Annotated in this window: 22 protein-coding genes and 1 tRNA gene; all 23 read left to right on the top strand. The window is 61.7% G+C overall.

What is annotated here, in order from left to right; genetic code table 11:
* Positions 1–156: 156 nt before the first annotated feature.
* The 23 genes from tuf (at position 157) to rpsG (ending at position 25,120) form a co-directional block, all read left to right on the top strand.
* Complete coding sequence (tuf, locus tag FN835_RS15305; RefSeq protein WP_142664080.1) at positions 157–1,332, top strand: elongation factor Tu; 1,176 nt, start codon at positions 157–159, stop codon at positions 1,330–1,332.
* Positions 1,333–1,677: 345 nt separating this feature from the next.
* The gene (locus FN835_RS15300; protein ID WP_142664101.1) at positions 1,678–1,965 is read left to right on the top strand and encodes a ribbon-helix-helix domain-containing protein; all 288 of its coding nucleotides are present in this window, start codon (positions 1,678–1,680) and stop codon (positions 1,963–1,965) included.
* A gap of 82 nt (positions 1,966–2,047) precedes the next feature.
* Positions 2,048–2,443 (top strand): VOC family protein, encoded by a 396-nt coding sequence (locus FN835_RS15295; protein WP_142664100.1) that lies wholly within the window; start codon positions 2,048–2,050, stop codon positions 2,441–2,443.
* A 46-nt stretch (positions 2,444–2,489) separates the two neighbouring features.
* Positions 2,490–3,011, top strand: a complete 522-nt coding sequence (locus FN835_RS15290; protein ID WP_142664099.1) for a Twin-arginine translocation pathway signal — start codon at positions 2,490–2,492, stop codon at positions 3,009–3,011.
* A gap of 12 nt (positions 3,012–3,023) precedes the next feature.
* Positions 3,024–4,598 (top strand): GMC family oxidoreductase, encoded by a 1,575-nt coding sequence (locus FN835_RS15285; protein ID WP_142664098.1) that lies wholly within the window; start codon positions 3,024–3,026, stop codon positions 4,596–4,598.
* An 89-nt stretch (positions 4,599–4,687) separates the two neighbouring features.
* Entirely contained in the window at positions 4,688–5,578 is an 891-nt protein-coding gene (yghX, locus tag FN835_RS15280) for a YghX family hydrolase (RefSeq protein ID WP_142664097.1), read from the top strand.
* 56 nt (positions 5,579–5,634) lie between these two features.
* A complete protein-coding gene (locus FN835_RS15275) occupies positions 5,635–6,048 on the top strand; it encodes a GFA family protein (protein ID WP_142664096.1) in 414 nt (137 codons plus the stop codon).
* 113 nt (positions 6,049–6,161) lie between these two features.
* A complete protein-coding gene (locus FN835_RS15270; protein ID WP_142664095.1) occupies positions 6,162–6,824 on the top strand; it encodes a CatB-related O-acetyltransferase in 663 nt (220 codons plus the stop codon).
* A 37-nt stretch (positions 6,825–6,861) separates the two neighbouring features.
* Positions 6,862–8,706, top strand: a complete 1,845-nt coding sequence (locus FN835_RS15265; protein ID WP_142664094.1) for an ABC transporter ATP-binding protein — start codon at positions 6,862–6,864, stop codon at positions 8,704–8,706.
* Positions 8,707–8,774: 68 nt separating this feature from the next.
* Positions 8,775–8,850: transfer RNA gene (locus tag FN835_RS15260), tRNA-Trp, on the top strand.
* Between the two features lie 174 nt (positions 8,851–9,024).
* Positions 9,025–9,897, top strand: a complete 873-nt coding sequence (locus FN835_RS15255) for a hypothetical protein (RefSeq protein WP_142664093.1) — start codon at positions 9,025–9,027, stop codon at positions 9,895–9,897.
* Positions 9,898–9,975: 78 nt separating this feature from the next.
* On the top strand, positions 9,976–10,167 hold the full coding sequence (secE, locus tag FN835_RS15250; protein WP_142664092.1) for a preprotein translocase subunit SecE: 192 nt from the start codon (positions 9,976–9,978) through the stop codon (positions 10,165–10,167).
* A 196-nt stretch (positions 10,168–10,363) separates the two neighbouring features.
* Positions 10,364–10,903: a transcription termination/antitermination protein NusG gene (nusG, locus tag FN835_RS15245; protein WP_142664091.1), complete on the top strand. Its 540-nt coding sequence runs from the start codon at positions 10,364–10,366 to the stop codon at positions 10,901–10,903.
* An 85-nt stretch (positions 10,904–10,988) separates the two neighbouring features.
* Positions 10,989–11,441 carry a 50S ribosomal protein L11 gene (gene rplK, locus FN835_RS15240; RefSeq protein ID WP_142664090.1) on the top strand — a complete coding sequence of 151 codons (453 nt, stop codon included), beginning with the start codon at positions 10,989–10,991 and terminating at the stop codon, positions 11,439–11,441.
* A gap of 3 nt (positions 11,442–11,444) precedes the next feature.
* Complete coding sequence (gene rplA, locus FN835_RS15235) at positions 11,445–12,143, top strand: 50S ribosomal protein L1 (RefSeq protein ID WP_142664089.1); 699 nt, start codon at positions 11,445–11,447, stop codon at positions 12,141–12,143.
* Positions 12,144–12,376: 233 nt separating this feature from the next.
* Positions 12,377–12,892, top strand: coding sequence for a 50S ribosomal protein L10 (gene rplJ / locus FN835_RS15230; RefSeq protein ID WP_142664088.1), 516 nt, complete (start codon positions 12,377–12,379; stop codon positions 12,890–12,892).
* A 66-nt stretch (positions 12,893–12,958) separates the two neighbouring features.
* The gene (gene rplL / locus FN835_RS15225) at positions 12,959–13,330 is read left to right on the top strand and encodes a 50S ribosomal protein L7/L12 (RefSeq protein WP_142664087.1); all 372 of its coding nucleotides are present in this window, start codon (positions 12,959–12,961) and stop codon (positions 13,328–13,330) included.
* A gap of 247 nt (positions 13,331–13,577) precedes the next feature.
* Positions 13,578–17,726 (top strand): DNA-directed RNA polymerase subunit beta, encoded by a 4,149-nt coding sequence (gene rpoB / locus FN835_RS15220; RefSeq protein WP_142664086.1) that lies wholly within the window; start codon positions 13,578–13,580, stop codon positions 17,724–17,726.
* A 52-nt stretch (positions 17,727–17,778) separates the two neighbouring features.
* A complete protein-coding gene (rpoC, locus tag FN835_RS15215; RefSeq protein WP_142664085.1) occupies positions 17,779–21,975 on the top strand; it encodes a DNA-directed RNA polymerase subunit beta' in 4,197 nt (1,398 codons plus the stop codon).
* A 237-nt stretch (positions 21,976–22,212) separates the two neighbouring features.
* Complete coding sequence (locus FN835_RS15210; RefSeq protein WP_142664084.1) at positions 22,213–23,145, top strand: DMT family transporter; 933 nt, start codon at positions 22,213–22,215, stop codon at positions 23,143–23,145.
* Positions 23,145–23,993 carry a putative rhamnosyl transferase gene (locus FN835_RS15205; RefSeq protein ID WP_142664083.1) on the top strand — a complete coding sequence of 283 codons (849 nt, stop codon included), beginning with the start codon at positions 23,145–23,147 and terminating at the stop codon, positions 23,991–23,993. Before FN835_RS15210 ends, FN835_RS15205 begins: the two co-directional genes overlap by 1 nt.
* 272 nt (positions 23,994–24,265) lie before the next feature.
* Positions 24,266–24,637: a 30S ribosomal protein S12 gene (rpsL, locus tag FN835_RS15200; RefSeq protein ID WP_022705687.1), complete on the top strand. Its 372-nt coding sequence runs from the start codon at positions 24,266–24,268 to the stop codon at positions 24,635–24,637.
* 12 nt (positions 24,638–24,649) lie between these two features.
* Entirely contained in the window at positions 24,650–25,120 is a 471-nt protein-coding gene (gene rpsG, locus FN835_RS15195; RefSeq protein ID WP_142664082.1) for a 30S ribosomal protein S7, read from the top strand.
* Positions 25,121–25,129: the final 9 nt, after the last annotated feature.

The following is a 25,129-nucleotide window of genomic DNA, read 5'->3' as shown; positions in this document are numbered from 1 at the left end:
CGGGGACAGCCCCGGTTCCGTGAGTGTGGCACTGTCCGCGCGGCTTCGCCAGAGGTGTTTGCCGCCCTTGATTTTTCCCCTGTGCAAATATAAGTCGCGGCGGATGTATCACGACGGGGGCTGTCGCGCGGGTGGCCCCCCCGATAGGAGGCCATGATGGCAAAGGCAAAGTTTGAACGTAACAAGCCGCACGTCAACATCGGGACCATTGGTCACGTTGACCACGGCAAGACGACGCTGACGGCTGCGATCACGAAGTATTTCGGCGAGTTCAAGGCTTACGACCAGATTGACGGCGCACCGGAAGAGCGTGCACGCGGCATCACGATCTCGACCGCGCACGTGGAATACGAGTCGGAATCGCGTCACTACGCCCACGTCGACTGCCCCGGCCACGCCGACTACGTGAAGAACATGATCACGGGTGCGGCGCAGATGGACGGCGCGATCCTGGTTGTGAACGCTGCTGACGGCCCGATGCCGCAGACGCGCGAACACATCCTGCTGGGCCGTCAGGTCGGCATTCCCTACATGGTCGTCTACCTGAACAAGGTCGACCAGGTGGATGACGCCGAGCTGCTGGAACTGGTCGAGATGGAAGTGCGCGAGCTGCTGTCCTCCTATGACTATCCGGGCGACGACATTCCGATCATCAAGGGCTCGGCTCTGGCCGCTCTGGAAGGTCGCGACGCGGAAATCGGCGAGAACTCGATCCGCGAACTGATCGCGGCTGTCGACAGCTACATCCCGACGCCCGAGCGCGCGGTTGACCAGCCGTTCCTGCTGCCGATCGAAGACGTGTTCTCGATCTCGGGCCGCGGTACGGTTGTGACCGGCCGGATCGAGCGTGGCGCTGTGAACGTGGGCGACGAACTGGAAATCGTGGGCATCCGCGACACCAAGAAAACCACCTGCACCGGCGTGGAAATGTTCCGCAAGCTGCTGGATCGCGGTGAGGCTGGCGACAACGTCGGCGTTCTGCTGCGCGGCATCGACCGTGACGGCGTCGAGCGTGGTCAGGTTCTGGTGAAGCCGAAATCGGTGACGCCGCACACGACCTTTGAAGCCGAGGCCTATATCCTGACCAAGGAAGAAGGCGGCCGCCACACGCCGTTCTTCGGCAACTACCGCCCGCAGTTCTACTTCCGCACGACGGACGTGACCGGGACGGTGAAGCTGCCGGAAGGCACCGAGATGGTGATGCCGGGCGACAACCTGAAGTTCGAAGTCGAGCTGATCGCACCGATCGCGATGGAAGAGAAGCTGCGCTTCGCCATCCGCGAAGGCGGCCGCACCGTCGGCGCAGGCGTCGTGTCGAAGATCATCAAGTGATGATCTGACGCGCCAGACCGGTCGTGTCGAAGATCATCAAGTAAGCATCGCTTGCTGGCTGATCGTGAGACGCGCCCCCATGGATGCGTCGAAGATCCTGATCTGAGATCGGGGCGCGGTGAACCGCGCCCCTTTCGCTTTCGCCGGGTGATCCGCCTGCGGATATCATGGCGACGCAGGGCCGCTCCGAATGGGGCGGCCTTTTCGCTTGGGAAAGACCCTGACGGGGAACCGGCGCTGACCAACGTGCTTTGCCCGCCTGCGCCCCCCAACTTTCCGCCAGATTGACCGCCGCGCTGCTTTGGCCCAAAATCGGCGGACCACCAGAAGAAGGCGATCAAGCCGATGTGCCAGATCTTTGCCGGGCAGGATCCCGAACGCTACGTGTCCGTGACGCGGCGGCTTCGCCTGAACGGGCAATCCACCTCGATCCGGCTGGAGCGGGCGTTCTGGCGTATCCTTGACCAGATCGCCGCGCGTGAGGGACTGACCACGCCTGCCTTCATCTCGAAGCTTCATGCCGAGGTGCTGGAACAGCACGGCGAGGCGCGGAATTTCACCTCGCTTCTGCGCTGCACCTGCACGATCCATCTGGGCGAAGATACCGCCGCCCATGGCATCGCCGCAGAATAAACGCCTGTAGTAATCCGCTACTACCCGCCCCGCGCGGCCCGCGCCTAGTCTGGTCCGACAAAGACCAAGACCGGAGGCCCATGTGGCGAAATACATCCATTCCATGATCCGCGTGCTGGACGAGGCGAAATCCACAGCCTTCTACGATCAGGTCTTCGGCCTGAAGGTCGCCGAGCGGCTGGATTTCGAAACCTTCACCCTGATCTATCTGTCGAATGGCGAGGCCGAGACCGAGCTTGAGCTGACGGTCAACAAGGGCCGCACCGAACCCTATAATCTTGGCGACGGCTATGGCCATGTCGCCTTTTCGGTCGATGACGTGGATGCGCTGCATGCCCGGCTGGAGGCTGCGGGCTTTGCGCCGCGCAAGCTGGTCGATTTCGCGCCGGGCGGCGAGGTGATCGCACGCTTCTTTTTCATCGCCGATCCTGACGGATACCAGATCGAGGTGCTGCAACGCGGAGGCCGCTACCTTTAACGACCCGCGCCTTGGGAGGGGCGCGAAGACCCATAGGGAGGAGAGAATGACGGGACTTAGCAAGCAAGGTCTGACCCGTCGCGCGCTATTGTCGCGCGCGGCGGCGTTGGGCGCCCTGACGGTCGTGGGGGCGGGCTTCATCGCCGCACCCGACGCGGCCTGGGCGGTCGAGGTGACCTCGATCAGCGAGCAGGAGATGGCGACTCTGGTGCAGATGGCACGCGACATCTATCCGCATGACCGGATCGGGGATCGTTTCTATGCCATCGCGGTCAAGGCCTATGACGCCGAGGACAAAAAGGCGATGGTCAGCGAAGGCATCGCCGCGCTGAACGAGGCCGCGAAACAGGCGGGCTTTGACAGCTATGTCGCTGCCGGGTGGGAAGCGGACCGCGTGGCAATCCTGCGCAGCGTTCAGGACACGCCGTTTTTCCAGACCGTGCGCGGTGGCCTTGTGACCGGGCTTTATAACCAGAAAGAGATCTGGCCGCTGTTCGGCTATGAGGGCGAGTCATTCTCGCAGGGCGGTTACATCAACCGCGGCTTCGACGACATCGACTGGTTGTAAGGGGGCGGGGACATGGCACAAGCGCGCAAATTCGAACTGACGGACGACAGCGTGGTCGTCATTGTGGGCACCGGCGCGGGTGGCGGTGTGCTGGCCAACGAACTGGCGCAAAAGGGCGTCAAGGTCGTGGCGCTGGAGGCGGGCGGGCGCTATCTGCCCGAGGATTACATCAACGACGAATGGGAAAGCTTCGGCCAGCTGGCCTGGACCGATCCACGCACGACCAGCGGCGATTGGCGCGTGGCCAAGGATTTCGCGGGGCTGCCTGCATGGATCGTCAAGGCGGTCGGCGGCACCTCGATCCACTGGGCCGGGGCGAGCCTGCGCTTTCAGGAACATGAATGGAAGGCGCGCACCACCTATGGCGCGGTCGAGGGCGCAAGCCTGCTGGACTGGCCGCTGGATCATGCCGAGATGGCACCGTGGTATGACAAGGCCGAGGCCAAGCTGGGCGTTTCCGGCGTTGGCGGGCGTCCGCGTCTGCCGGGCAGCAACAATTACAAGGTGCTGGAAAAGGGCGCGTTGGCCTTGGGTTACAAGGAAGTCCACACCGGCAACATGGCGATCAACAGCGTCGAATATGACGACCGGATTTCATGCCAGCAGACCGGCTTCTGTTTTCAGGGCTGCAAATGGGGCGCGAAATGGTCGGCTGCCTATACCGATATTCCGCGGGGCGAGGCGACCGGCAACCTTGAGGTTCGCGACCATGCCCATGTCGCCCGCATCCTGCATGACGACAAGGGCAAGGTGACTGGGGTCGAATATTTCGACAAGGACGGCCAGTTGCAGATGCAAAAGGCGCGGCTGGTCTGTGTGGCGGGCAACAGCTACGAATCCCCGCGCCTGCTGCTGAATTCGGCCAGCAGCATGTTCCCGGACGGGCTTGGCAATGCCTCGGGTCAGGTGGGGCGGAACTATATGCGCCACACCACTGGATCGGTCTATGGCGTGTTCGAAAAGCCCGTGCGGATGTGGCGCGGCACCACCATGGCCGGGATCATCAGGGACGAGGCGCGGCACGACCCGTCGCGCGGCTTCGTCGGCGGTTATGAGTTCGAGACGCTGAGCCTTGGCATCCCCTTCATGGCGGCGTTTTTGGACCCCGGATCATGGGGGCGCGAATTCACCACGGCGCTGGACAGCTATGAAAACATGGCCGGCATGTGGATCGTGGGCGAGGATATGCCGCAGGCCGACAACCGCGTCACCCTGTCCGAAACCAAGGATGCCCATGGCCTGCCGGTCGCGAATGTCAACTTCAGCGACCATCCGAACGACATCGCCATGCGCAACCATGCCTATGCGCAGGGGCAGGCGATCTATCGCGCGGTCGGGGCCACGCGGACGCTGCCGACGCCGCCATACCCATCGACCCACAATCTGGGCACCAACCGCATGTCGGAAAAGCCTGACGACGGGGTGGTGAACAAATGGGGCCGCAGTCATCAGGTGGAAAACCTGTATATCTCGGATGGCAGCCAGTTCACCACGGGGGCGGCGGAAAACCCGACGCTGACTATCGTGGCACTGGCGATCCGGCAGGCCGACCACATCGCCAATGAGATGTCGGCCGGAAATATCTAAGAACCTGCCGCCCCCTGACGGTTTCGTGAGGGGGCGGGGCGGCTTTGCGTGCTAGCCTGATGCCACCGAAACCAGAAGGGGCGCGCGCCATGACCGACCGCAAGAAGGCTTCCGATTTCGATCCCCGTATCCTTGAGATTTTCGACGGCTATGTGCATGGCCGCATCAGCAAGCGCGATTTCATGGCGCAGGCAGCGCAATTCGCGACCGTGGGCCTAAGCGCGGCCGCGATCTTCGAGGCGTTGAAGCCGAATTACGCGCTTGCCCAGCAGGTGCCTGCCGACGATCCCTCGATCAGGGTGCAGACGGTCAGCTATGACAGCCCCGAGGGGAACGGGCGCATTTCCGGCCTGATGGCCCGGCCTGCGGATGCTGCGGGCAAGCTGCCCGCCGTGCTGGTCGTCCACGAAAATCGCGGCTTGAACCCATACATCGCCGATGTGGTGCGGCGCTTGGGCAAGGCGGGCTATCTGGCCTTCGGACCGGACGGGCTAAGTTCGATCGGCGGCTATCCCGGCAATGACGAACAGGGCCGCGAGATGCAGGCCAGTCTGGACCCCGCCAAGCTGATGGAGGATTTCTTCGCCGCTTATGAATTCCTGCGCGACCATGACGACAGCACCGGCAAGGTCGGCGCGGTCGGCTTCTGCTATGGCGGCGGCGTTTGCAATGCGCTGGCGGTGGCCTATCCCGATCTGTCGGCCTCGGTTCCGTTCTATGGCCGTCAGCCGCGGGCCGAGGAGGTAGCGCAGATCAAGGCGCCGCTGCTGATCCATTACGCCGAAAACGACGAACGCATCAACGCGGGCTGGCCCGCCTATGAGGCAGCGCTGAAGGAAAACGGCAAGGAATATCAGGGCTTCATCTATCCTGGCACGCAGCATGGTTTCCACAACGACACCACGCCGCGATATGACGAAGAAGCCGCGAAACTGGCCTGGAGCCGCACCTCGGCCTTTTTCGAGGAGAAGCTTAGCTGACAGGTTCTGTCAGCAGGCCCGATGCATCATGGTCGAAACCAACGGAGGGTTCGACCATGAAGACCTATCACGGAAGCTGTTTCTGCGGCGCGGTGCATTTCGAAGCGCAGGGCGATCTGGCCGAGGGCACGATGCGCTGCAACTGCCGTTTCTGCCGCAAGATGCGTTACTGGGAAATGCGCCTGCCCGATCCCGATGGTTTCCGCGTGACGGCAGGGGCCGAGTATCTGGCCGAAACGCCGCGCGCGCAGAATGACGGCGTGAACATGCACCACCACTTCTGCGCCCGATGTGGCACGCGGCTGTGGACCCATGGCGAGATTGCGGAAATGGGCGGCGCCTTTGTCATGGTCTGCGTGGGTGCGCTGGATGATGTCCCCGAAGCCGAACTGATCGCCGCTCCGATACATTACGCCGATGGCGCGCATGACAACTGGTGGAACCCCGCACCCGAGACGCGCCACCTGTGACTTGATTTTAGGCAGGTTCCATACTAGGTTGGCCCGCGCAACCAAGGAGTAAGTGTCATGGACCTTTTTCACATCTGACCCCCTGACCGGACGGATTTGAAAAGGAATGCTCCATGACTGCCAGTTTCCTTGATGCGGCCCAGCCCCATCCCATGCATTTCGCAGATGGCACGCCCAATCGCGGGCTTGTCCATCTGAACCGCGTGATCGACCATCCGAATATCCGGATCGGCGATTTCACCTATGCCAGCAGCTTCGATCCGCCGGATGACTGGGCGGTGCGGCTGGCCCCCTATACCTATCCCGGTGCGCCCGAGATGCTGCATATCGGGCGCTTCTGCCAGATCGCGGATGGGGTGCGGATCATCACCGCCTCGGCCAACCATCCGATGGCGGGGGTCTCGACCTATCCTTTTGCGATCTTTGATCACGCGCGGGTGGGCGATTACATCGACCAGATCAGCGGCTTGCCGGATACGGTGATCGGCCATGACGTCTGGATCGGTGACGGGGCGCGTGTGCTGCCCGGCGCGCGGATCGGCAATGGCGTCATCATCGGGGCGGGGGCTGTGGTGGGCGGCTGCGTTCCCGATTACGCCATCGTCGCGGGAAATCCGGCACGTGTCATCAGGATGCGTTTCGATGATGCCATAATCGCGCGGTTGCTGCCGCTTGCATGGTGGAATTGGCCGGTGCCGCTGATCGCAAAGGCGACCGGCGCATTGGCACGAGCCGACATCGCCGCGCTTGAAGAATTTGCCGCGAAGGCGGTCTGACGCAATGCCCACGAAGGGCAAATCAATGAGGTTTCAAATGTTTAGCTGGTTCGAGCGCCGGCTTGATCCCTATCCGTCCGAAGCGCCTAAGATGCCGCCCGGCGGATTTGTCAGCTTCATGCTGCATTTCACGCGCGGCGCCTGGGGCTATATGCTGTCCATGGCCGCCTGTTCGGCGCTGATCGCGGTCTGCGAGGTGGTGCTGTTCGGCTATCTGGGCTCGCTGGTGGACCGGCTGTCCGGGGCCGACCGCGCCGATTTCTGGGCGGCCGAGGGCAATCGCCTGATCCTGATGGGCGCGATCCTGATGATCGCGATCCCGCTGTTGCAGGTGATGTTCACGCTGTTGATGCACCAGACGCTGATGGGCAACCTGCCGCAGCGCATCCGCTGGCAGGCGCATCGTTACCTGCTGCGCCAGTCGATGAGCTATTTTCAGGACGAATTCGCGGGCCGCATCGCCACCAAGCTGATGCAGACGGCGCTGGCCGTGCGCGAAGTCGCGATGAAGTTCATGGATGTGCTGGTCTATGTCGGCGTCTATTTCATCGGGGCGCTTATTCTTGCCGCCTCGACCGATGGCTGGCTGGCGCTGCCCTTTGTGGCATGGGGCGTGCTTTACGGCATCCTGCTGTGGTGGCTGATCCCCCGCATCGGCCGCGTCAGCGAGGCGCAGGCCGATGCCCGCGCCGTGATGACGGGCCGGGTGGTGGACAGCTATACCAACATCACCACCGTGAAGCTGTTTTCCCATTCCTCGCGGGAGGAATCCTATGTCCGCGAAAGCATGGACGGGTTTCTGGACACGGTGCATAAGCAGATGCGTCTGGCCTCGATCCAGAACCTGCTGCTGGCCACGCTGAATTCGGGCCTGACCTTCGCCGTGACGGCGCTGGGTCTGTGGCTGTGGATGAACGGCAAGGTCGAGGTGGGGGCGGTCGCCATCGCCATTCCGCTGGCCTTGCGGCTGGGCAACATGTCGCATTGGATCATGTGGGAATTCGCGGGCCTGTTCGAAAACATCGGCACGGTGCGCGACGGCATCGGCTCGCTTTCGCTGCCGCGCATGGTGGTCGATCAACCCCATGCCAAGCCGCTGGCCGTTCCCGAAGGCGGGCTGGAGTTCAGGGACGTCACCTTCCGCTATGGCGAAACACCCGAGGGGCGGCCCGTCGCGGTGCTGAACGACCTGAGCCTGAAGATCGCACCCGGAGAGCGGATCGGTCTGGTGGGACGCTCGGGCGCGGGCAAATCGACGCTGGTGAACCTGATGCTGCGTTTCCACGATGTCGAATCGGGCAAGATCCTGATTGACGGGCAGGATATTTCGCAGGTCACGCAGGAATCCCTGCGCGCCGCGATCGGGGTGGTGACGCAGGACACGTCGCTGCTGCACCGCTCGATCCGGGAAAACATCGCCTATGGCCGCCCCGATGCGTCCGAGGAGCTGATCCTGCAGGCGGCGGAACTGGCCGAGGCGGGGCAGTTCATCCCCGGCCTAAGCGATTCGGGCGGACGGCGCGGATATGAGGCGCATGTGGGCGAACGCGGCGTCAAGCTGTCGGGCGGCCAGCGCCAGCGCATCGCCATCGCGCGAGTGCTGCTGAAGGACGCGCCGATCCTTGTGCTGGACGAAGCGACCAGCGCGCTGGACAGCGAGGTGGAGGCCGCGATCCAAAGCCAGCTTGAAATGCTGATGCAGGGCAAGACCGTCATCGCGATTGCGCACCGCCTGTCCACCATCGCACGGATGGACCGTCTGGTGGTGATGGAACAGGGCCGCATCGTCGAACAGGGCACGCATGACCAGTTGCTGGCGCATGGGGGCATCTATGCGGGCCTGTGGGCGCGGCAATCGGGCGGTTTTCTGGAAAGCGTGTGAAACGCGGGCAGGGCGGTCAGTTCCCTCTTGAACAACCGCCCGGCCTTGGGTAATCAGCACCACGGCCTAGGGGTTTAGCTCAGTTGGTAGAGCATCGGTCTCCAAAACCGAGGGTCGTGGGTTCGAGTCCCCCAACCCCTGCCAGCCGTAAAGACGAAAGCCCGGAGCGCGCTCCGGGCTTTGTCGTTTTCGGACCCGCACTTGCCAGATACGTGCCGGCGGGCCAGATTACCGCGCAATCAAGTCACCCGGATTTCAGCATTTGTTCATTCATTCCGACATCGCAGGACGGGCCGCATTCAGGAAGGCGGCGGGCGGGTGCTGAAAATTCATCTGGGGGCGCACAAGACCGCCTCGACCCATCTGCAATATTCGATGCGTCTGGTGCGGGACGAATTGCGCGCGTGCGGCGTGGCATATGTCGATCCACCGCTGCTGCGGGGTGATCCCGTGTCATTGGCGCAGGTCCTGTCGCATGGGCCGGGTGGCGAACATGACGCGGATTGCGCCGATATGCTGCGCGGGTTGCGGGCGGAATGCGACCGGATCCTGATCTCGGAGGAGAACATCCTTGGCGGCACGCATCGCAGCAATATGTTTTCGCGCCGTGGGCTGATCTATCCCTTTGCAGCGCGTCGGGTCCGGCAGGTCATCGCGCTGGCCGGGGGCGGGCCTGCGACGCTTTATCTGGGGCTGCGCGATCCGGCTGGCTTCAACGTCTCGGCCTTTGCGCTGCAACTAAGTCTGGGCAATGAGATCGAGCTGACCCCATATCTGCGCGGGCGCGATCCGTCGCGCAGTTTCTGGGGCAATCTGATCCGGCGCCTATCCGAGATCGACGAGGTCGAGCGTCTGATCGTCTGGCGATATGAGGATTACCGCGCGCTGCGTCCGCGGCTGCTGGCGCATATGCTGCCGCAGGACTGCGCGGGTATCGTGCCCGAACCGCCGCCGTCGAACGAAAGCCTGACGCAAGCGGGCTATGAATGGTTTCTAAGCCGCGCCATGTCCGACAGCGAAAGCGATCTGCGCGAACTGGTGCGCCGCGCGCGTAACCGCTTTCCCCGGTCGGACGGGCATCGCGGGCTGCGGCTGCTGGACGATGCCGTCCATGCCCGGTCCGACGCCAATTATGCCGCCGATATTGACGGGCTGCGCCAGCTGGCCAAGGTCGAATTCCTTGATCCGTGAAGGCAGGCAGGCCAATCGGCGCTTGAAAAGCCGGGCGGCGCGGTCTATCTGACGCGCTGCAAGACCGAAGGGATCATCATGGCCAACCCCGTTCAGTTCATTTCGCAGGTGCGCGCCGAGATCGGCAAGATCACCTGGCCCACCCGTCGCGAGGTGATCACGACCACGATCATGGTCTTTATCATGGCGACTCTGGCCTCGATCTTCTTCTTCCTCGTCGATCTGGCGATCAAGTCGGGCCTGTCTGGAATCCTGCACCTGGTCGGCTAAAGTGCTTGCAATAGGGGGCAGGTGGCGTTATTCCCGCCCGACCTGCCCATGATGCGGCGTGCAACGATTCGATCGTGCGCGCCGATTTCAATTTTGCCGGACGCCCTGATTTGTTGATGGGCCGAGGCGGGCGGGAAAGATGAATTCAAGGGTTTGGCGCAAGTCAGGCCGAAGAAAAGCAGGGGTCGATCGAAGCATGGCAAAGCGTTGGTATTCGGTCAGCGTCCTGTCCAACTTTGAAAAGAAGGTCGCCGAAGCGATTCGTCAGGCGGTTGTCGAGAAGGGACTTGAGGATCAGATCGATGAGGTTCTGGTCCCCACCGAAGAGGTGATCGAGATCCGTCGCGGCAAAAAGGTGACCTCGGAACGTCGCTTCATGCCCGGCTATGTGCTGGTGCGCATGGAACTGTCGGACCGCACCTATCACCTGGTCAACTCGATCAATCGGGTGACGGGGTTTTTGGGCGCGCAGGGCAAGCCGATGCCGATGCGCGACGACGAAGTGAACGCCATCCTGCATCGCACCGGCGAGGGCGGGGCAGAAGTCGCGCCGCGCAACCTGATCCGGTTCGACGTGGGCGAAAAAGTGAATGTGACCGACGGCCCGTTCGAGGGCTTCTCGGGCATGGTCGAGGAAGTGGACGAGGCGGCAAGCCGCATCAAAGTCACCGTCTCGATCTTTGGTCGGCCCACGCCGGTCGAACTGGAATTCACGCAGGTCGCCAAGACCGCGTGATCTGTCGCGGGAGGCCGCGCCTACGGGCAAGGCCGCACCGCTAAGTCTGCTCCATACCGGGGCGTGATGATAAGGAGAGGGCCACATGGCCAAGAAAGTCGTCGGCAGCCTGAAGCTGCAAATCAAGGCGGGTCAAGCAAACCCGTCCCCGCCGGTTGGTCCCGCACTGGGTCAGCGCGGCATCAACATCATGGAATTCTGCAAGGCGTTCAACGCCAAGACGCAGGAAATGGAACAGGGTTCGCCCGTTCCGGTCGTGATCACCTATTACGCCGACAAGTCGTTCACGTTCGAGACCAAGACCTCGCCCGCGTCGTTCCTGCTGAAAAAGGCCGCTGGCCTGAAGCCGGTCGGCAAGCGTAACCGCGCCAAAGGCTCGGAAAAGCCCGGTCGTGTGGTTGCTGGCACCGTGACCGCGAAGCAAGTTCGCGAGATCGCCGAAGCCAAGATGAAAGACCTGTCCGCGAATGACGTGGAAGCCGCGATGCAGATCATCCTCGGCTCGGCCCGTTCGATCGGTATCGAGGTGAAAGGCTAAGTCATGGCAAAAGTTTCCAAGAACAAAGCCGCCGCTCGCGCTGCCTTCGAAGGCCAGTCGAACCTTTCGGTCGAAGCTGCCGTCGCCCTGGTGAAAGCCAACGTCAAAGCGAAATTCGATGAAACCGTCGAAATCGCGATGAACCTGGGCGTTGACCCGCGCCATGCCGACCAGATGGTCCGCGGCGTCGTCACCCTGCCGAACGGCACGGGCAAGCACGTCCGCGTCGCCGTTTTCGCCCGTGGCCCCAAAGCTGACGAAGCGAAAGCCGCCGGTGCCGAGATCGTCGGTGCAGAAGACCTGCTGGAGACCATCCAGTCGGGCAAGATCGAATTCGATCGCTGCATCGCTACCCCGGACATGATGCCGCTGGTCGGCCGTCTGGGCAAGATCCTGGGCCCGCGCAACCTGATGCCGAACCCCAAGGTCGGCACGGTGACGATGGACGTGAAAGCGGCCGTCGAAGCTGCCAAGGGCGGTGAAGTTCAGTTCAAAGCCGAAAAAGCGGGCGTCGTGCACGCTGGCGTCGGCAAAGCCTCGTTCGACGAAGCCAAGCTGGTCGAAAACATCCGCGCTTTCGTGGATGCCGTGACCCGCGCCAAGCCGTCGGGCGCCAAAGGCACCTATGTGAAGAAAGTCTCGATCAGCTCGACCATGGGTCCGGGCGTGTCGCTGGACGTTTCTTCGGCCGCTTCGCAATAAGCGGCACAAGTTTCGCCGGAGTGATCCGGCGGATGGCGGGGCAGCGATGCCCCGTCCTGTCCGAGACGGAGGGTGCGGGGAAGCCCGCTTAATTTCCTTCCTGAGATGGGATCAAGACCATTTTCCGGGCTTCTGTTCGGGGGATCTTGGGACCGTCACGGACCCGTTCCGGTCGCTGTTCGGGCGGCTGGAAAGTTGAGCCGGGGGGAAACCCCCATACTTGGAGTGAAACCGTGGATAGAGCGCAAAAAGAGCAGTTGGTCGATGAACTCGGCCAGATCTTTGAAGCCTCTGGCGTCGTGGTGGTTGCCCACTACGAAGGAATGACGGTTGCCCAAATGCAGGACCTGCGCGCGCAAATGCGCGAAGCTGGTGGGTCCGTTCGCGTTGCCAAGAACAGGCTCGCCAAGATCGCCCTGGATGGGAAGCCTTGCGCAAGCATCGCCAACTATCTGACGGGTATGACCGTGCTCGCCTTCTCCGAGGATCCTGTGGCTGCTGCCAAGGTCGCGGACAAGTACGCCAAGGGTAACGACAAGTTCGTCATCCTGGGCGGTGCGATGGGTGACACGGCCCTTGACCCTGCCGGTGTGAAAGCCGTTGCCCAGATGCCGTCGCGTGAGGAGCTTATCGCTTCGATCGTGGGTTGCATCGGTGCACCTGCTTCCAACATCGCGGGCGCGATCGGCGCACCTGCCAGCAACATCGCGAGCATCCTCACGACTCTGGAAGAGCGTGAGGCCGCTTGAGGCAATCCCATTCCCTCGTGGGGTTGAAACCCCGACGTTGGAACATTTAATGGAAAGAACGGAAAAATGGCTGACCTGAAAAAACTCGCCGAAGAAATCGTGAACCTGACGCTGCTGCAAGCTCAGGAACTGAAGACCATCCTGAAAGACGAATACGGCATCGAGCCGGCTGCCGGTGGCGCCGTCATGGTTGCTGGTCCTGCTGCAGCTGCTGAAGCAGTTGAAGAAAAGACCGAATTCGACGTCGTTCTGACCGACGCCGGCGCGAACAAGATCAACGTGATCAAAGAAGTTCGCGGCATCACCGGTCTGGGCCTGAAGGAAGCCAAAGACCTCGTCGAAGCTGGCGGCAAAGTCAAAGAAGGCGTGTCGAAAGCCGACGCCGAAGAAATGAAGAAAAAGCTCGAAGCGGCTGGCGCCAAAGTCGAGCTGAAGTAATTCGGTTGGCCCATATCGGCCGATTGCTTTGCTGAAGAAATGGGCAGGGTCCGGGTTTTCCCGGTCCCTGCCGAACCTGTCTTGAAGGACGGTTTCCAAGGCAAACCTTCCTTCAGGGCATGTTCGGGGTTCGGGAGCCGCGCGGTGGGACGCGCGGCACGAATGGGACCCCACCCCTTATTCGCCGCCTTGTGCCGGTCGGGCCCCGACGACCGCCGCAAGCGAAAGACGAAAGGTTAGACCCTCTATGGCGCAAGCTTATGTCGGCCAGAAACGCATCCGGCGTTACTATGGCAATATCCGCGAAGTTCTGGAGATGCCGAACCTGATCGAGGTTCAGAAGTCCTCCTATGACCTGTTCCTGCGGTCGGGCGAGGCGGAACAACATCAGGACGGTGAAGGCATCCAGGGCGTCTTCCAGTCGGTGTTCCCGATCAAGGACTTCAACGAAACGGCGACGCTGGAATTCGTGAAATACGAACTCGAGCGCCCGAAATACGACGTTGACGAATGCCAGGCCCGCGACATGACCTATGCCGCGCCCTTGAAGGTCACCCTGCGCCTGATCGTGTTCGATGTCGATGAAAACACCGGCGCGAAATCAGTCAAGGACATCAAGGAACAAGACGTCTACATGGGCGACATGCCCCTGATGACGCAAAACGGCACGTTCATCGTGAACGGCACCGAGCGCGTGGTCGTGTCGCAGATGCACCGCTCGCCCGGCGTGTTCTTCGACCATGACCGTGGCAAGACCCATTCCTCGGGCAAGCTGCTGTTCGCCTGCCGCATCATTCCCTATCGCGGCTCGTGGCTGGATTTCGAATTCGACGCCAAGGATCTGGTGTTCGCGCGCATCGACCGTCGCCGCAAACTGCCGGTGACGACGCTGCTTTATGCGCTTGGCATGGATCAGGAAGGCATCATGGATGCTTTCTATGACACCGTGGATTACAAACTTCAGCGCGCGAGCCGGGGTCAGGACGCGGGCTGGGTTACCAAGTTCTTCCCCGAGCGTGTGCGCGGCACCCGCCCGACCTATGATCTGGTGAACGCCGAAACCGGCGAAGTCATCACCAAGGCCGGTGAGAAAGTCACCCCGCGTCTGGTCAAGCAGCTTTCCGAAAAGGGCGACATCAACCTCCTGATGCCGTTCGAAAAGATTGTTGGCCGTTTTGTCGCCAAGGACATCATCAACGAACAGACCGGCCTGATCTATGCCGAAGCGGGCGATGAGATCACCATCGAATACGACCGCGACGGGGAAATCGCGGGCGGCCTGCTGAAAGTGCTGCTGGATAACGGCGTCGAGGATATTCCGGTTCTGGACATCGACCACGTCAATGTCGGTCCCTATATCCGCAACACCATGGCTGCCGACAAGAACATGAGCCGCGATGGCGCGCTGATGGACATCTACCGCGTCATGCGTCCGGGCGAGCCGCCGACCGTCGAGGCCGCGTCGAGCCTGTTCGACAGCCTGTTCTTTGACGGCGAGCGTTACGACCTTTCGGCCGTGGGCCGCGTCAAGATGAACATGCGTCTGGATCTGGACGCGCCGGACACCCAGCGCACCCTGCGTCACGCCGATATTGTCGCCTGTATCCGTGGTCTTGTGGAACTGCGCGACGGCAAGGGCGAGATCGACGACATCGACCATCTCGGCAACCGCCGGGTGCGTTCGGTCGGCGAGCTGATGGAGAACCAGTATCGCATCGGCCTGCTGCGCATGGAGCGTGCGATCCGCGAACGTATGTCGGGCGTCGAAATCGACACCGTGATGCCGCAGGACCTGATCAACGCCAAACCGGCGGCGGCTGCTGTTCGCGAATTCTTCGGCTCGTCGCAGCTGTCGCAATTCATGGACCAGACCAACCCGCTGTCCGAAGTCACGCACAAGCGTCGTCTTTCGGCGCTTGGGCCGGGCGGTCTGACCCGTGAACGCGCAGGCTTCGAGGTTCGCGACGTTCACCCGACCCATTATGGCCGGATGTGCCCCATCGAGACGCCGGAAGGTCAGAACATCGGTCTGATCAACAGCCTTGCGACCTTTGCCCGCGTCAACAAATACGGTTTCATCGAGACCCCCTACCGCAAGGTGATCGAGGGTGCGGTGACCGATGACGTGGTCTATATGTCCGCCACCGAAGAGATGCGTCACACCATCGCGCAGGCGAACGCGACGCTGGACGAAAAAGGCAAGTTCGTTGACGAACTGATCTCGACCCGTCAGGCGGGCGATTTCATGCTGAACCCGGTGGATGCGGTCGATCTGATCGACGTGTCGCCCAAACAGCTGGTTTCGGTCGCGGCGGCGCTGATTCCGTTCCTTGAAAACGACGACGCCAACCGCGCCCTGATGGGCTCGAACATGCAACGTCAGGCGGTTCCGCTGCTGCGTGCCGAGGCGCCGTTCGTCGGCACCGGCATGGAGGCGACCGTTGCGCGCGATTCCGGGGCAGCCATCATGGCGCGCCGCGGCGGCATCATCGACCAGGTCGATGCGCAGCGTATCGTTATCCGTGCGACCGAGGATCTGGGTGCGGGTGATGCGGGCGTGGACATCTATCGTCTGCGCAAGTTCAAGCGTTCGAACCAGTCCTCGACCATCAACCAGCGTCCGCTGGTGAAGGTGGGCGAGCGCGTGGTCAAAGGTCAGGTCGTGGCCGACGGTCCGTCGACCGATCAGGGCGAACTGGCAATCGGCCGGAACGTGGTCGTGGCCTTCATGCCGTGGAACGGCTACAACTACGAAGACTCGATCCTGATTTCGGAACGCATCCACCGCGACGACGTGTTCACCTCGATCCATATCGACGAATACGAAGTGGCGGCCCGCGACACGAAGCTGGGGCCGGAGGAAATCACCCGCGACATCCCGAACGTCGGCGAAGAAGCGCTGCGCAACCTCGATGAGGCTGGCATCGTCTATATCGGCGCCGAAGTGGGTCCGGGCGATATTCTGGTCGGCAAGATCACCCCCAAGGGTGAATCGCCGATGACCCCGGAAGAAAAGCTGCTGCGCGCCATCTTTGGCGAAAAGGCATCGGACGTGCGCGACACCTCGCTGCGTCTGCCGCCGGGTGCTTATGGCACGATCGTCGAAGTGCGCGTCTTCAACCGTCACGGCGTCGATAAGGACGAACGTGCGCTGCAGATCGAGCGTGAGGAAGTCGAACGTCTGGCCCGCGACCGGGACGACGAGCTGGCGATCCTTGAGCGCAACATCTATGCGCGCCTGAAAACGCTGATCATGGGCAAGGAAGTCGTCAAGGGCCCGAAAGGGATCAAGGCCGGCGTCAATGTCGATGAGGACGTGCTGAGCCAGCTTTCGCGCGGCCAATGGTGGCAGCTTGCTGTCGCCGAGGAAGAGACCGCCAAGGAAGTCGAGGCGCTGAACCAGCAGTTCGACAGCCTGAAGCGCGCGCTGGACAACCGTTTCGACGACAAGGTTGAAAAGGTCCGTCAGGGCGACGATCTGCCTCCGGGCGTGATGAAGATGGTCAAGGTGTTCGTCGCCGTGAAGCGCAAGCTTCAGGCAGGCGACAAAATGGCCGGTCGTCACGGCAACAAGGGCGTCGTGTCCAAGGTCGTTCCGATCGAAGACATGCCGTTCCTGGCCGATGGCACCCCGGTCGATCTTGTGCTGAACCCGCTGGGCGTGCCTTCGCGGATGAACGTCGGGCAGATCCTTGAAACCCATATGGGCTGGGCATCGCGCGGCCTGGGCATCAAGATCGACGAGGCGCTACAGGACTATCGCCGCAATGGCGACATGGCCCCGGTGCGCGAGGCGATGCAGAACGGTTATGGTGACGAATTCTATGCCGAGACCTTCTCGGGCATGGATGATGACACCCTGATCGAACATGCCAACGCGGTTCGCGGCGGCGTTCCGATTTCCACGCCGGTCTTTGACGGCGCGAAAGAGGGCGACGTGAACGACGCGCTGATGCGGGCAGGCTTCGACACCTCGGGTCAGTCGGTGGTCTTCGACGGCCGTACCGGCGAGCAGTTCGCGCGCAAGGTCACCGTCGGGATGAAATACGTCCTGAAGCTGCACCACCTTGTCGATGACAAGATGCACGCACGTTCGACCGGCCCGTATTCGCTTGTCACGCAGCAGCCGCTGGGTGGTAAGGCGCAGTTCGGTGGTCAGCGTCTGGGTGAGATGGAGGTCTGGGCTCTGGAAGCTTACGGCGCCGCCTATACCCTGCAGGAGATGCTGACGGTCAAGTCGGACGATGTGGCAGGCCGCACCAAGGTCTATGAGTCGATCGTCAAGGGCGAAGACAACTTCGAGGCCGGCGTGCCGGAATCGTTCAACGTTCTGGTCAAGGAGGTCCGGGGTCTGGGCCTCAACATGGAACTCCTGGATGCGGAGGATGAGGAGTGAGGGCGCGTCAGCGCCCCACTTCCCCCACCGCGCCCCTCATTAGGATTTGAAAATGAACCAGGAACTTGCCACCAATCCCCTGAACCCGCTGGCCCAGCCGCGGCAGTTCGACGAAATCAAGATCTCGCTGGCCTCGCCCGAGGAAATCCTCGCCTGGTCCTATGGCGAGGTGAAAAAGCCTGAAACCATCAACTACCGCACGTTCAAGCCTGAACGTGACGGCCTGTTCTGCGCGCGTATCTTTGGCCCGATCAAGGATTACGAATGCCTGTGCGGCAAATACAAGCGCATGAAATATCGCGGTCTGGTCTGCGAAAAATGCGGCGTGGAAGTGACCCTGCAAAAGGTCCGCCGCGAGCGCATGGGCCATATCGAACTGGCCGCACCGGTCGCGCATATCTGGTTCCTGAAGTCGTTGCCCTCGCGCATCGGCCTGATGCTGGACATGACGCTGCGTGATCTTGAGCGCATCCTGTATTTCGAAAACTACGTGGTGATCGAACCCGGTCTGACGGATCTGACCTATGGTCAGCTGATGACCGAAGAAGAGTTCATGGACGCGCAGGACCAGTATGGCGCCGACGCCTTCACCGCTAATATCGGCGCCGAAGCGATCCGCGAAATGCTGGCCAATATCGATCTGGCCGCCACTGCCGAACAGCTGCGCGAGGAGCTGAAAGAGGCGACCGGCGAGCTGAAGCCGAAAAAGATCATCAAGCGCCTGAAGATCGTCGAGAGCTTCCTTGAATCGGGCAACCGTCCCGAGTGGATGGTCCTGACCGTGATCCCGGTCATTCCGCCGGAACTGCGTCCGCTGGTTCCGCTGGATGGTGGCCGTTTCGCGACCTCGGACCTGAACGATCTGTATCGCCGCGTCATCAACCGCAACAACCGCCTGAAGCGGCTGATCGAGCTGCGCGCGCCCGACATCATCGTCCGCAACGAAAAGCGGATGCTGCAGGAATCGGTCGATGCACTGTTCGACAACGGCCGTCGTGGCCGCGTCATCACGGGCAACAACAAGCGCCCGCTGAAGTCGCTGTCGGACATGCTGAAGGGTAAGCAGGGTCGCTTCCGTCAGAACCTTTTGGGTAAGCGCGTGGACTTCTCGGGCCGTTCGGTCATCGTGACCGGCCCGGAACTGAAGCTGCATCAATGCGGTCTGCCCAAGAAGATGGCGCTGGAGCTGTTCAAGCCGTTCATCTATTCGCGGCTTGAGGCGAAGGGGCTGTCCAGCACCGTCAAGCAGGCCAAGAAACTGGTCGAGAAAGAGCGTCCCGAGGTCTGGGATATTCTGGACGAGGTCATCCGTGAGCATCCGGTTCTGCTGAACCGTGCGCCCACGCTGCACCGTCTGGGCATTCAGGCGTTCGAGCCGATTCTGATCGAAGGTAAGGCGATCCAGCTGCACCCGCTGGTCTGCTCGGCCTTCAACGCCGACTTCGACGGCGACCAGATGGCCGTTCACGTTCCGCTGAGCCTTGAGGCCCAGCTGGAAGCGCGCGTCCTGATGATGTCAACGAACAACGTTCTGTCGCCCGCCAACGGCGCGCCGATCATCGTTCCGTCGCAGGACATGGTCCTTGGTCTGTATTACACGACCATGGAACGCGAAGGCATGAAGGGTGAAGGCATGGCCTTTGCCAATCTTGAAGAAATCGAGCACGCGCTTGCCGCGGGTGAAGTGCATCTGCACGCCCGCATCAAGGCTCGCCTGCCGCAGATCGACGAGAATGGCAACGAGGTGATGACCCGCTTCGACACCACGCCGGGCCGGATCCGTCTGGGCGCGCTGCTGCCGAAGAATGCGAAAGCACCCTTCGAGCTGGTGAACCGCCTGCTGCGCAAGAAAGACATCCAGAACGTCATCGACACCGTGTATCGCTACTGCGGCCAGAAGGAATCGGTGATCTTCTGCGACCAGATCATGGGTCTGGGTTTCCGCGAGGCGTTCAAGGCCGGCATTTCGTTCGGCAAGGACGACATGGTGGTTCCGCCGACGAAATGGACCCTGGTCGAAGAGACGCAGGATCAGGTGAAGTCGTTCGAACAGCAGTATCTGGATGGTCTGATCACCCAGGGCGAGAAATACAACAAGGTCGTGGACGCCTGGTCGAAATGTAACGACAAGGTCACGGACGCGATGATGAAGACCATCTCGGCCACCAAGAAGGACGAGAAGGGTTCGGAGCTTGAGCCGAACTCGGTCTACATGATGGCCCACTCGGGCGCTCGTGGTTCGGTCAGCCAGATGAAACAGTTGGGCGGTATGCGCGGCCTGATGGCCAAGCCGAACGGCGAGATCATCGAGACGCCGATCATCTCGAACTTCAAGGAAGGTCTGACCGTTCTTGAATACTTCAACTCGACCCACGGCGCCCGGAAGGGTCTGTCGGACACCGCGTTGAAGACCGCGAACTCGGGTTACCTGACCCGTCGTCTGGTGGACGTGGCGCAGGACTGCATCATCCGCGAACATGATTGCGGCACCGATCGCGCGATCACCGCATCGGCCGCAGTCAATGATGGCGAAGTCGTCAGCCCGCTTTCCGAGCGTGTGCTGGGCCGCGTCGCCGCCGAGGACGTGCTGGTTCCGGGCGAGGACGTGGTCATCGTTCGCAAGAACGAGATCATCGACGAGCGCAAGGCCGACGAGATCGAGACCGCTGGCGTTCAGACCGTGCGTATCCGCTCGGGCCTGACCTGCGAGGCCGAGGACGGGATCTGTGCGCTGTGCTATGGTCGCGACCTTGCACGCGGCACGCTGGTCAACATCGGTGAGGCTGTCGGCATCATCGCCGCGCAGTCGATCGGTGAACCCGGCACGCAGCTGACGATGCGGACCTTCCACATCGGTGGTATTGCGCAAGGTGGTCAGCAGTCCTTCATCGCTGCGGCGCAAGAAGGTTCGGTTGCGTTCGAAAACGAAAGCACGCTGGAGAATGCCTCGGGCGAGCTGATCGTGATGAACCGCAACATGCAGCTGCACATCAAAAGTGCCTCGGGCGAGACGCTGGCCAGCCACAAGCTGTTCTACGGCTCGAAACTGTTCGTGCGCGAAGGCGATGCCGTTGCGCGTGGTCAGAAGATGTTCGAATGGGATCCCTATACCCTGCCGATCATCGCCGAAAAGGCCGGTGTCGCGAAATATGTCGATCTGCTCTCGGGCCTGTCGGTCCGCGACGAGACCGACGATGCGACGGGCATGACGCAGAAGATCGTGACGGACTGGCGCTCGGCCCCGAAAGGCAACGAGCTGAAGCCCGAGATCATCATCGTCAACGCCGATGGCGAGCCGGTGCGCAATGATGCGGGCAACCCGGTCACCTATCCGATGTCGGTCGATGCGGTTCTGTCGGTCGAAGACGGGCAGGAGATCAAGGCCGGTGACGTGGTGGCGCGTATCCCGCGCGAAGGTGCCAAGACCAAGGACATCACCGGGGGTCTTCCCCGCGTGGCGGAACTGTTCGAAGCCCGTCGCCCGAAAGATCACGCGATCATCGCCGAGCTGGATGGCTATGTGCGCTTTGGGAAAGACTACAAGAACAAGCGCCGCATCAGCATCGAGCCTGCGGACGATACCCTGGACGCCGTCGAATACATGGTGCCGAAAGGCAAGCACATCCCGGTGCAGGAAGGCGACTTCGTGCAGAAGGGCGACTACATCATGGACGGCAACCCGGCGCCGCATGACATCCTGCGCATCATGGGGATCGAGGCTTTGGCCGACTACCTCATCGACGAAGTGCAGGACGTCTATCGTCTGCAAGGGGTTAAGATCAACGACAAGCACATCGAGGTGATCGTTCGCCAGATGCTGCAAAAGATCGAGATCCTGGACAGCGGCGACACCACGCTGCTGAAAGGCGAGCATGTCGATCGCGACGAGTTCGAGGAAGAGAACGCCAAGATCGAAGCCAAGGGTGGCCGCGTGGCCACGGGCGAGCCGGTGCTTTTGGGCATCACCAAGGCCAGCCTGCAAACCCGCAGCTTCATTTCGGCCGCCTCGTTCCAGGAAACGACCCGCGTGCTGACCGAGGCTGCCGTTCAGGGCAAGCGCGACAAGCTCGTCGGCCTGAAAGAGAACGTCATCGTCGGCCGTTTGATCCCGGCAGGCACGGGTGGCGCGACCGCTCGTGTGCGCCGGATCGCAACGGATCGCGACAACGAGGTGATCGAGGCGCGCCGCGCCGAAGCCGAAGCCGCAGCCGCATTGGTTGCGCCCGAGGCGAGTTCGAACGAAGCGTGATCTTCGGCAAATGACAGGGAAAGGCCCGGCGATGAGCCGGGCCTTTTTCGTTGTGCCATTAACGCTTTCTCAACCCTTCCGCGCTACGAGGCAGGAGAGAGCAAAATGAAAACGGGAATGACTGGTGCGTGACGAAAAAGCAGCCTTGCATGGGGTGTCGCGTTGGCATCCGTAAGCTGTGCTGGCGTTTCGTCTGCGCGTTTCCTAGGCATTGGGAAAATGCTCGCAGGGAACCCGATGCGCACGCCATTTCAAACGGCCGAACCCCCATCCGAAACTCCGGTTCTGGGCATGAGTGCCGCCGACAATTTGCGCGGCGCAGCGCTGATGATCCTGAGCACGGCGGGCTTTATCTGCAACGACGCCGTGATGAAATCGGTGACGCAGGAATTGCCGCTATATCAGTCGGTGGCGATCCGGGGCGGTATGATCCTGATCCTGATGCTGCTGTTCTTGCGCATCCAGCAGGGTGGAGTCCGGCTAAGCGTGCCGCGTGCCGATGTCGTTCCGCTGATCCTGCGCACCGCGGCGGATATTGTTTCGACCGTGCTTTACCTGATCGCGCTGCGCCAGATGGCGCTGGCTGACATCTCGGCCATCATGCAGGCGCTGCCGCTGGCTGTAACGCTTGCCGCCGCGGTGTTTTTCCGCGAGCCCTTGGGTTGGATGCGGCTTGGCGCGATTTGCATCGGCTTTGTCGGCGTGCTGCTGATCCTGCGTCCGGGCACGGGGGCGTTCGACATGTGGTCGGTGATTGCACTGGCCTCGATGGCGCTGATCGTCGTGCGCGATATGGTGACGCGGATGTTTTCGGCCCATGTCGGGTCGTCCACGATCGCATTCCATGCGGCATTGATGGTCACCGTGTCGGGCTTCGTGCTGGGCGTCGGGGAAACATGGCGGATGCCCAGCGTCCGAGAGCTTGCACTGCTTGGGCTGGCCGCGCTGTTTCTGACCGCCGGATACATCACCGCAGTCGCCACCATGCGGGTCGGGCAGATTTCATTCGTCGCGCCTTTTCGATATACGTCGCTGATCTGGGCCATTCTGTTGGGACTGTTCGTCTTTGGTGAATGGCCGGACCTCTGGACCTGGGCCGGCTCGGCCCTGGTGGTCGGCGCGGGTCTTTACACCATAATCAGGGAGCGTCGCTTGATGGGACGGGTCTAATGCGGGTTCAGATGCTGGGGCTTTGCCGCTTTTCCTATCTGGGCGGCCGCGGTTTTCAGGTGTCGCATCAGACAGTCAGCGAGCGCCGGGCTTTCCTTTATGACCCGGCGCGACTGGCAAGACGCTGGCACTGGTTCGAGAACGTGACGCTGCCCGGTCTGTTGGCCCAGACCGATCAGGATTTCACGATGGTCCTGATGACCGGCCCCGATCTGCCCGATCCCTATATGTCGCAATTGCGCGAACTGACCGAAATCGCGCCGCAGTTCAAGCTGGCCCTGATCCCGCCGATCGAGGCGCATCTGGATGCCTGTATGCAGGCCATCACGCCTTATATCGAACCGCAGGCCGATGTTGTGGGTCATTTTCGTCAGGATGACGACGATGCGGTCGCCGTGGACTATATCCGGGACGCGCGCCGCGATTTTGCAGCGATGCGGCCTTTATGGAAACAGCGTGGCAGGCTGTCATGCGATTATTCGCGCGGGCTGGTGCTGAAAGCGACGCAAAAGGGCATCTCGGTCGAGCCTCGGATCATATATAATGCGGTGGCGGGTCTGACGATCTATCTGCCGCCCGACGCGCAGCGCAGCGTCATGCATTTTCCGCATTGGAAGATCGGCCTGTCCATGCCGGGCGTGAACATGCCGTCCAAGGTGATGTTCGTGCGTTTCCTGAACCACGACAACGACTCGGGTGCGATTGGCGCGGGCTATCAATGGGACGTGACAGACCCCGACTGGCGGACGCTTCTGGCTGAGCGGTTCTGCATAGATCTGCCCAGTCTGGAACAGGCGGCGCGGGCTTTCGCGCTGCCCGGCGCCGACCGACCGCGCTGGGGCGTTTAGGCCGGGAAAAGCAGGGAAACGGGCAGGGTGGGGCTGTTGACTCAGGGGGCGATTCCCCATATACGCCGCACACCCGGGACGACTCTGCCCGGTGCCCAGAACCATATTGGTCACGATCCGGGTGGGCAACTGCCCCGATCCTCTGGAAAAAACCCGTCCTCCCGAACAGGGACAGGATGGGTTCTGGCGTTTCACGATTCGCGTGCGACGCTGTCGAGAAGTGGTGCAGCAATTTTGCTGCGAGTATTGACGAAAGCAAGACGGGGAACCGAATGCCGACGATCCAACAGCTGATCCGCAAGCCGCGGCAGCCGAAAGTGCAGCGCTCGAAGTCGCAGCACCTGCAAGGGTGCCCGCAGAAACGCGGCGTGTGCACGCGCGTCTATACGACGACGCCGAAGAAACCGAACTCCGCTATGCGTAAGGTCGCCAAAGTGCGCCTGACGAATGGCTTCGAGGTCATCTCCTACATTCCGGGCGAAAAGCACAACCTCCAGGAACACAGCGTCGTGCTGATCCGTGGCGGCCGTGTGAAAGACCTTCCGGGTGTCCGTTACCACATCCTGCGCGGTGTGCTGGATACCCAGGGCGTCAAAGACCGTCGCCAACGCCGTTCGAAATACGGCGCGAAGCGTCCGAAGTAAGGAGAGGCACAGATGTCACGTCGTCACGCAGCTGAAAAGCGCGAAGTCCTGCCCGACGCCAAGTTTGGCGATCGCGTGCTGACCAAATTCATGAACAACCTGATGGTTGATGGCAAGAAATCGACCGCTGAGCGGATCGTTTACTCGGCCCTTGACCGCGTTCAGGGCAAACTGAAGCGCGAGCCGATCGAGGTCTTCCACGAAGCCCTCGATAACGTTAAGCCTTCGGTCGAAGTCCGTTCGCGCCGCGTCGGTGGTGCGACCTACCAGGTTCCGGTCGAGGTCCGTCCGACCCGCCGGGAAGCGCTGGCGATCCGCTGGCTGATCGCTGCGGCCAAGAACCGCAACGAACACACGATGGAAGAGCGCCTTGCGGGCGAGCTTGCCGATGCCGTCAACGGCCGCGGCACTGCCGTCAAGAAGCGTGAAGACACTCACAAGATGGCCGACGCCAACAAGGCGTTCAGCCACTATCGCTGGTAAGGAAAAGCA

Origin of the sequence: Paracoccus laeviglucosivorans, from assembly GCF_900182695.1 — a bacterium.
GTDB classification, from domain to species: domain Bacteria; phylum Pseudomonadota; class Alphaproteobacteria; order Rhodobacterales; family Rhodobacteraceae; genus Paracoccus; species Paracoccus laeviglucosivorans.
This window is presented reverse-complemented; position numbering and strand designations above follow the sequence as displayed.

What these genes read in the sequence shown, in the direction of transcription:
- rpoC (WP_142664085.1), top strand. Translation starts at nt 17,779, where the DNA reads ATGAACCAGGAACTTGCCACCAATCCCCTGAACCCGCTGGCCCAGCCG.
- rpsL (WP_022705687.1), top strand. Translation starts at nt 24,266, where the DNA reads ATGCCGACGATCCAACAGCTGATCCGCAAGCCGCGGCAGCCGAAAGTG.
- rplA (WP_142664089.1), top strand. Translation starts at nt 11,445, where the DNA reads ATGGCAAAAGTTTCCAAGAACAAAGCCGCCGCTCGCGCTGCCTTCGAA.
- yghX (WP_142664097.1), top strand. Translation starts at nt 4,688, where the DNA reads ATGACCGACCGCAAGAAGGCTTCCGATTTCGATCCCCGTATCCTTGAG.
- FN835_RS15300 (WP_142664101.1), top strand. Translation starts at nt 1,678, where the DNA reads ATGTGCCAGATCTTTGCCGGGCAGGATCCCGAACGCTACGTGTCCGTG.
- rplL (WP_142664087.1), top strand. Translation starts at nt 12,959, where the DNA reads ATGGCTGACCTGAAAAAACTCGCCGAAGAAATCGTGAACCTGACGCTG.
- tuf (WP_142664080.1), top strand. Translation starts at nt 157, where the DNA reads ATGGCAAAGGCAAAGTTTGAACGTAACAAGCCGCACGTCAACATCGGG.
- FN835_RS15270 (WP_142664095.1), top strand. Translation starts at nt 6,162, where the DNA reads ATGACTGCCAGTTTCCTTGATGCGGCCCAGCCCCATCCCATGCATTTC.
- FN835_RS15290 (WP_142664099.1), top strand. Translation starts at nt 2,490, where the DNA reads ATGACGGGACTTAGCAAGCAAGGTCTGACCCGTCGCGCGCTATTGTCG.
- FN835_RS15285 (WP_142664098.1), top strand. Translation starts at nt 3,024, where the DNA reads ATGGCACAAGCGCGCAAATTCGAACTGACGGACGACAGCGTGGTCGTC.
- secE (WP_142664092.1), top strand. Translation starts at nt 9,976, where the DNA reads ATGGCCAACCCCGTTCAGTTCATTTCGCAGGTGCGCGCCGAGATCGGC.
- rplK (WP_142664090.1), top strand. Translation starts at nt 10,989, where the DNA reads ATGGCCAAGAAAGTCGTCGGCAGCCTGAAGCTGCAAATCAAGGCGGGT.
- FN835_RS15275 (WP_142664096.1), top strand. Translation starts at nt 5,635, where the DNA reads ATGAAGACCTATCACGGAAGCTGTTTCTGCGGCGCGGTGCATTTCGAA.
- rpsG (WP_142664082.1), top strand. Translation starts at nt 24,650, where the DNA reads ATGTCACGTCGTCACGCAGCTGAAAAGCGCGAAGTCCTGCCCGACGCC.
- FN835_RS15265 (WP_142664094.1), top strand. Translation starts at nt 6,862, where the DNA reads ATGTTTAGCTGGTTCGAGCGCCGGCTTGATCCCTATCCGTCCGAAGCG.
- rpoB (WP_142664086.1), top strand. Translation starts at nt 13,578, where the DNA reads ATGGCGCAAGCTTATGTCGGCCAGAAACGCATCCGGCGTTACTATGGC.
- FN835_RS15210 (WP_142664084.1), top strand. Translation starts at nt 22,213, where the DNA reads ATGCGCACGCCATTTCAAACGGCCGAACCCCCATCCGAAACTCCGGTT.
- nusG (WP_142664091.1), top strand. Translation starts at nt 10,364, where the DNA reads ATGGCAAAGCGTTGGTATTCGGTCAGCGTCCTGTCCAACTTTGAAAAG.
- FN835_RS15205 (WP_142664083.1), top strand. Translation starts at nt 23,145, where the DNA reads ATGCGGGTTCAGATGCTGGGGCTTTGCCGCTTTTCCTATCTGGGCGGC.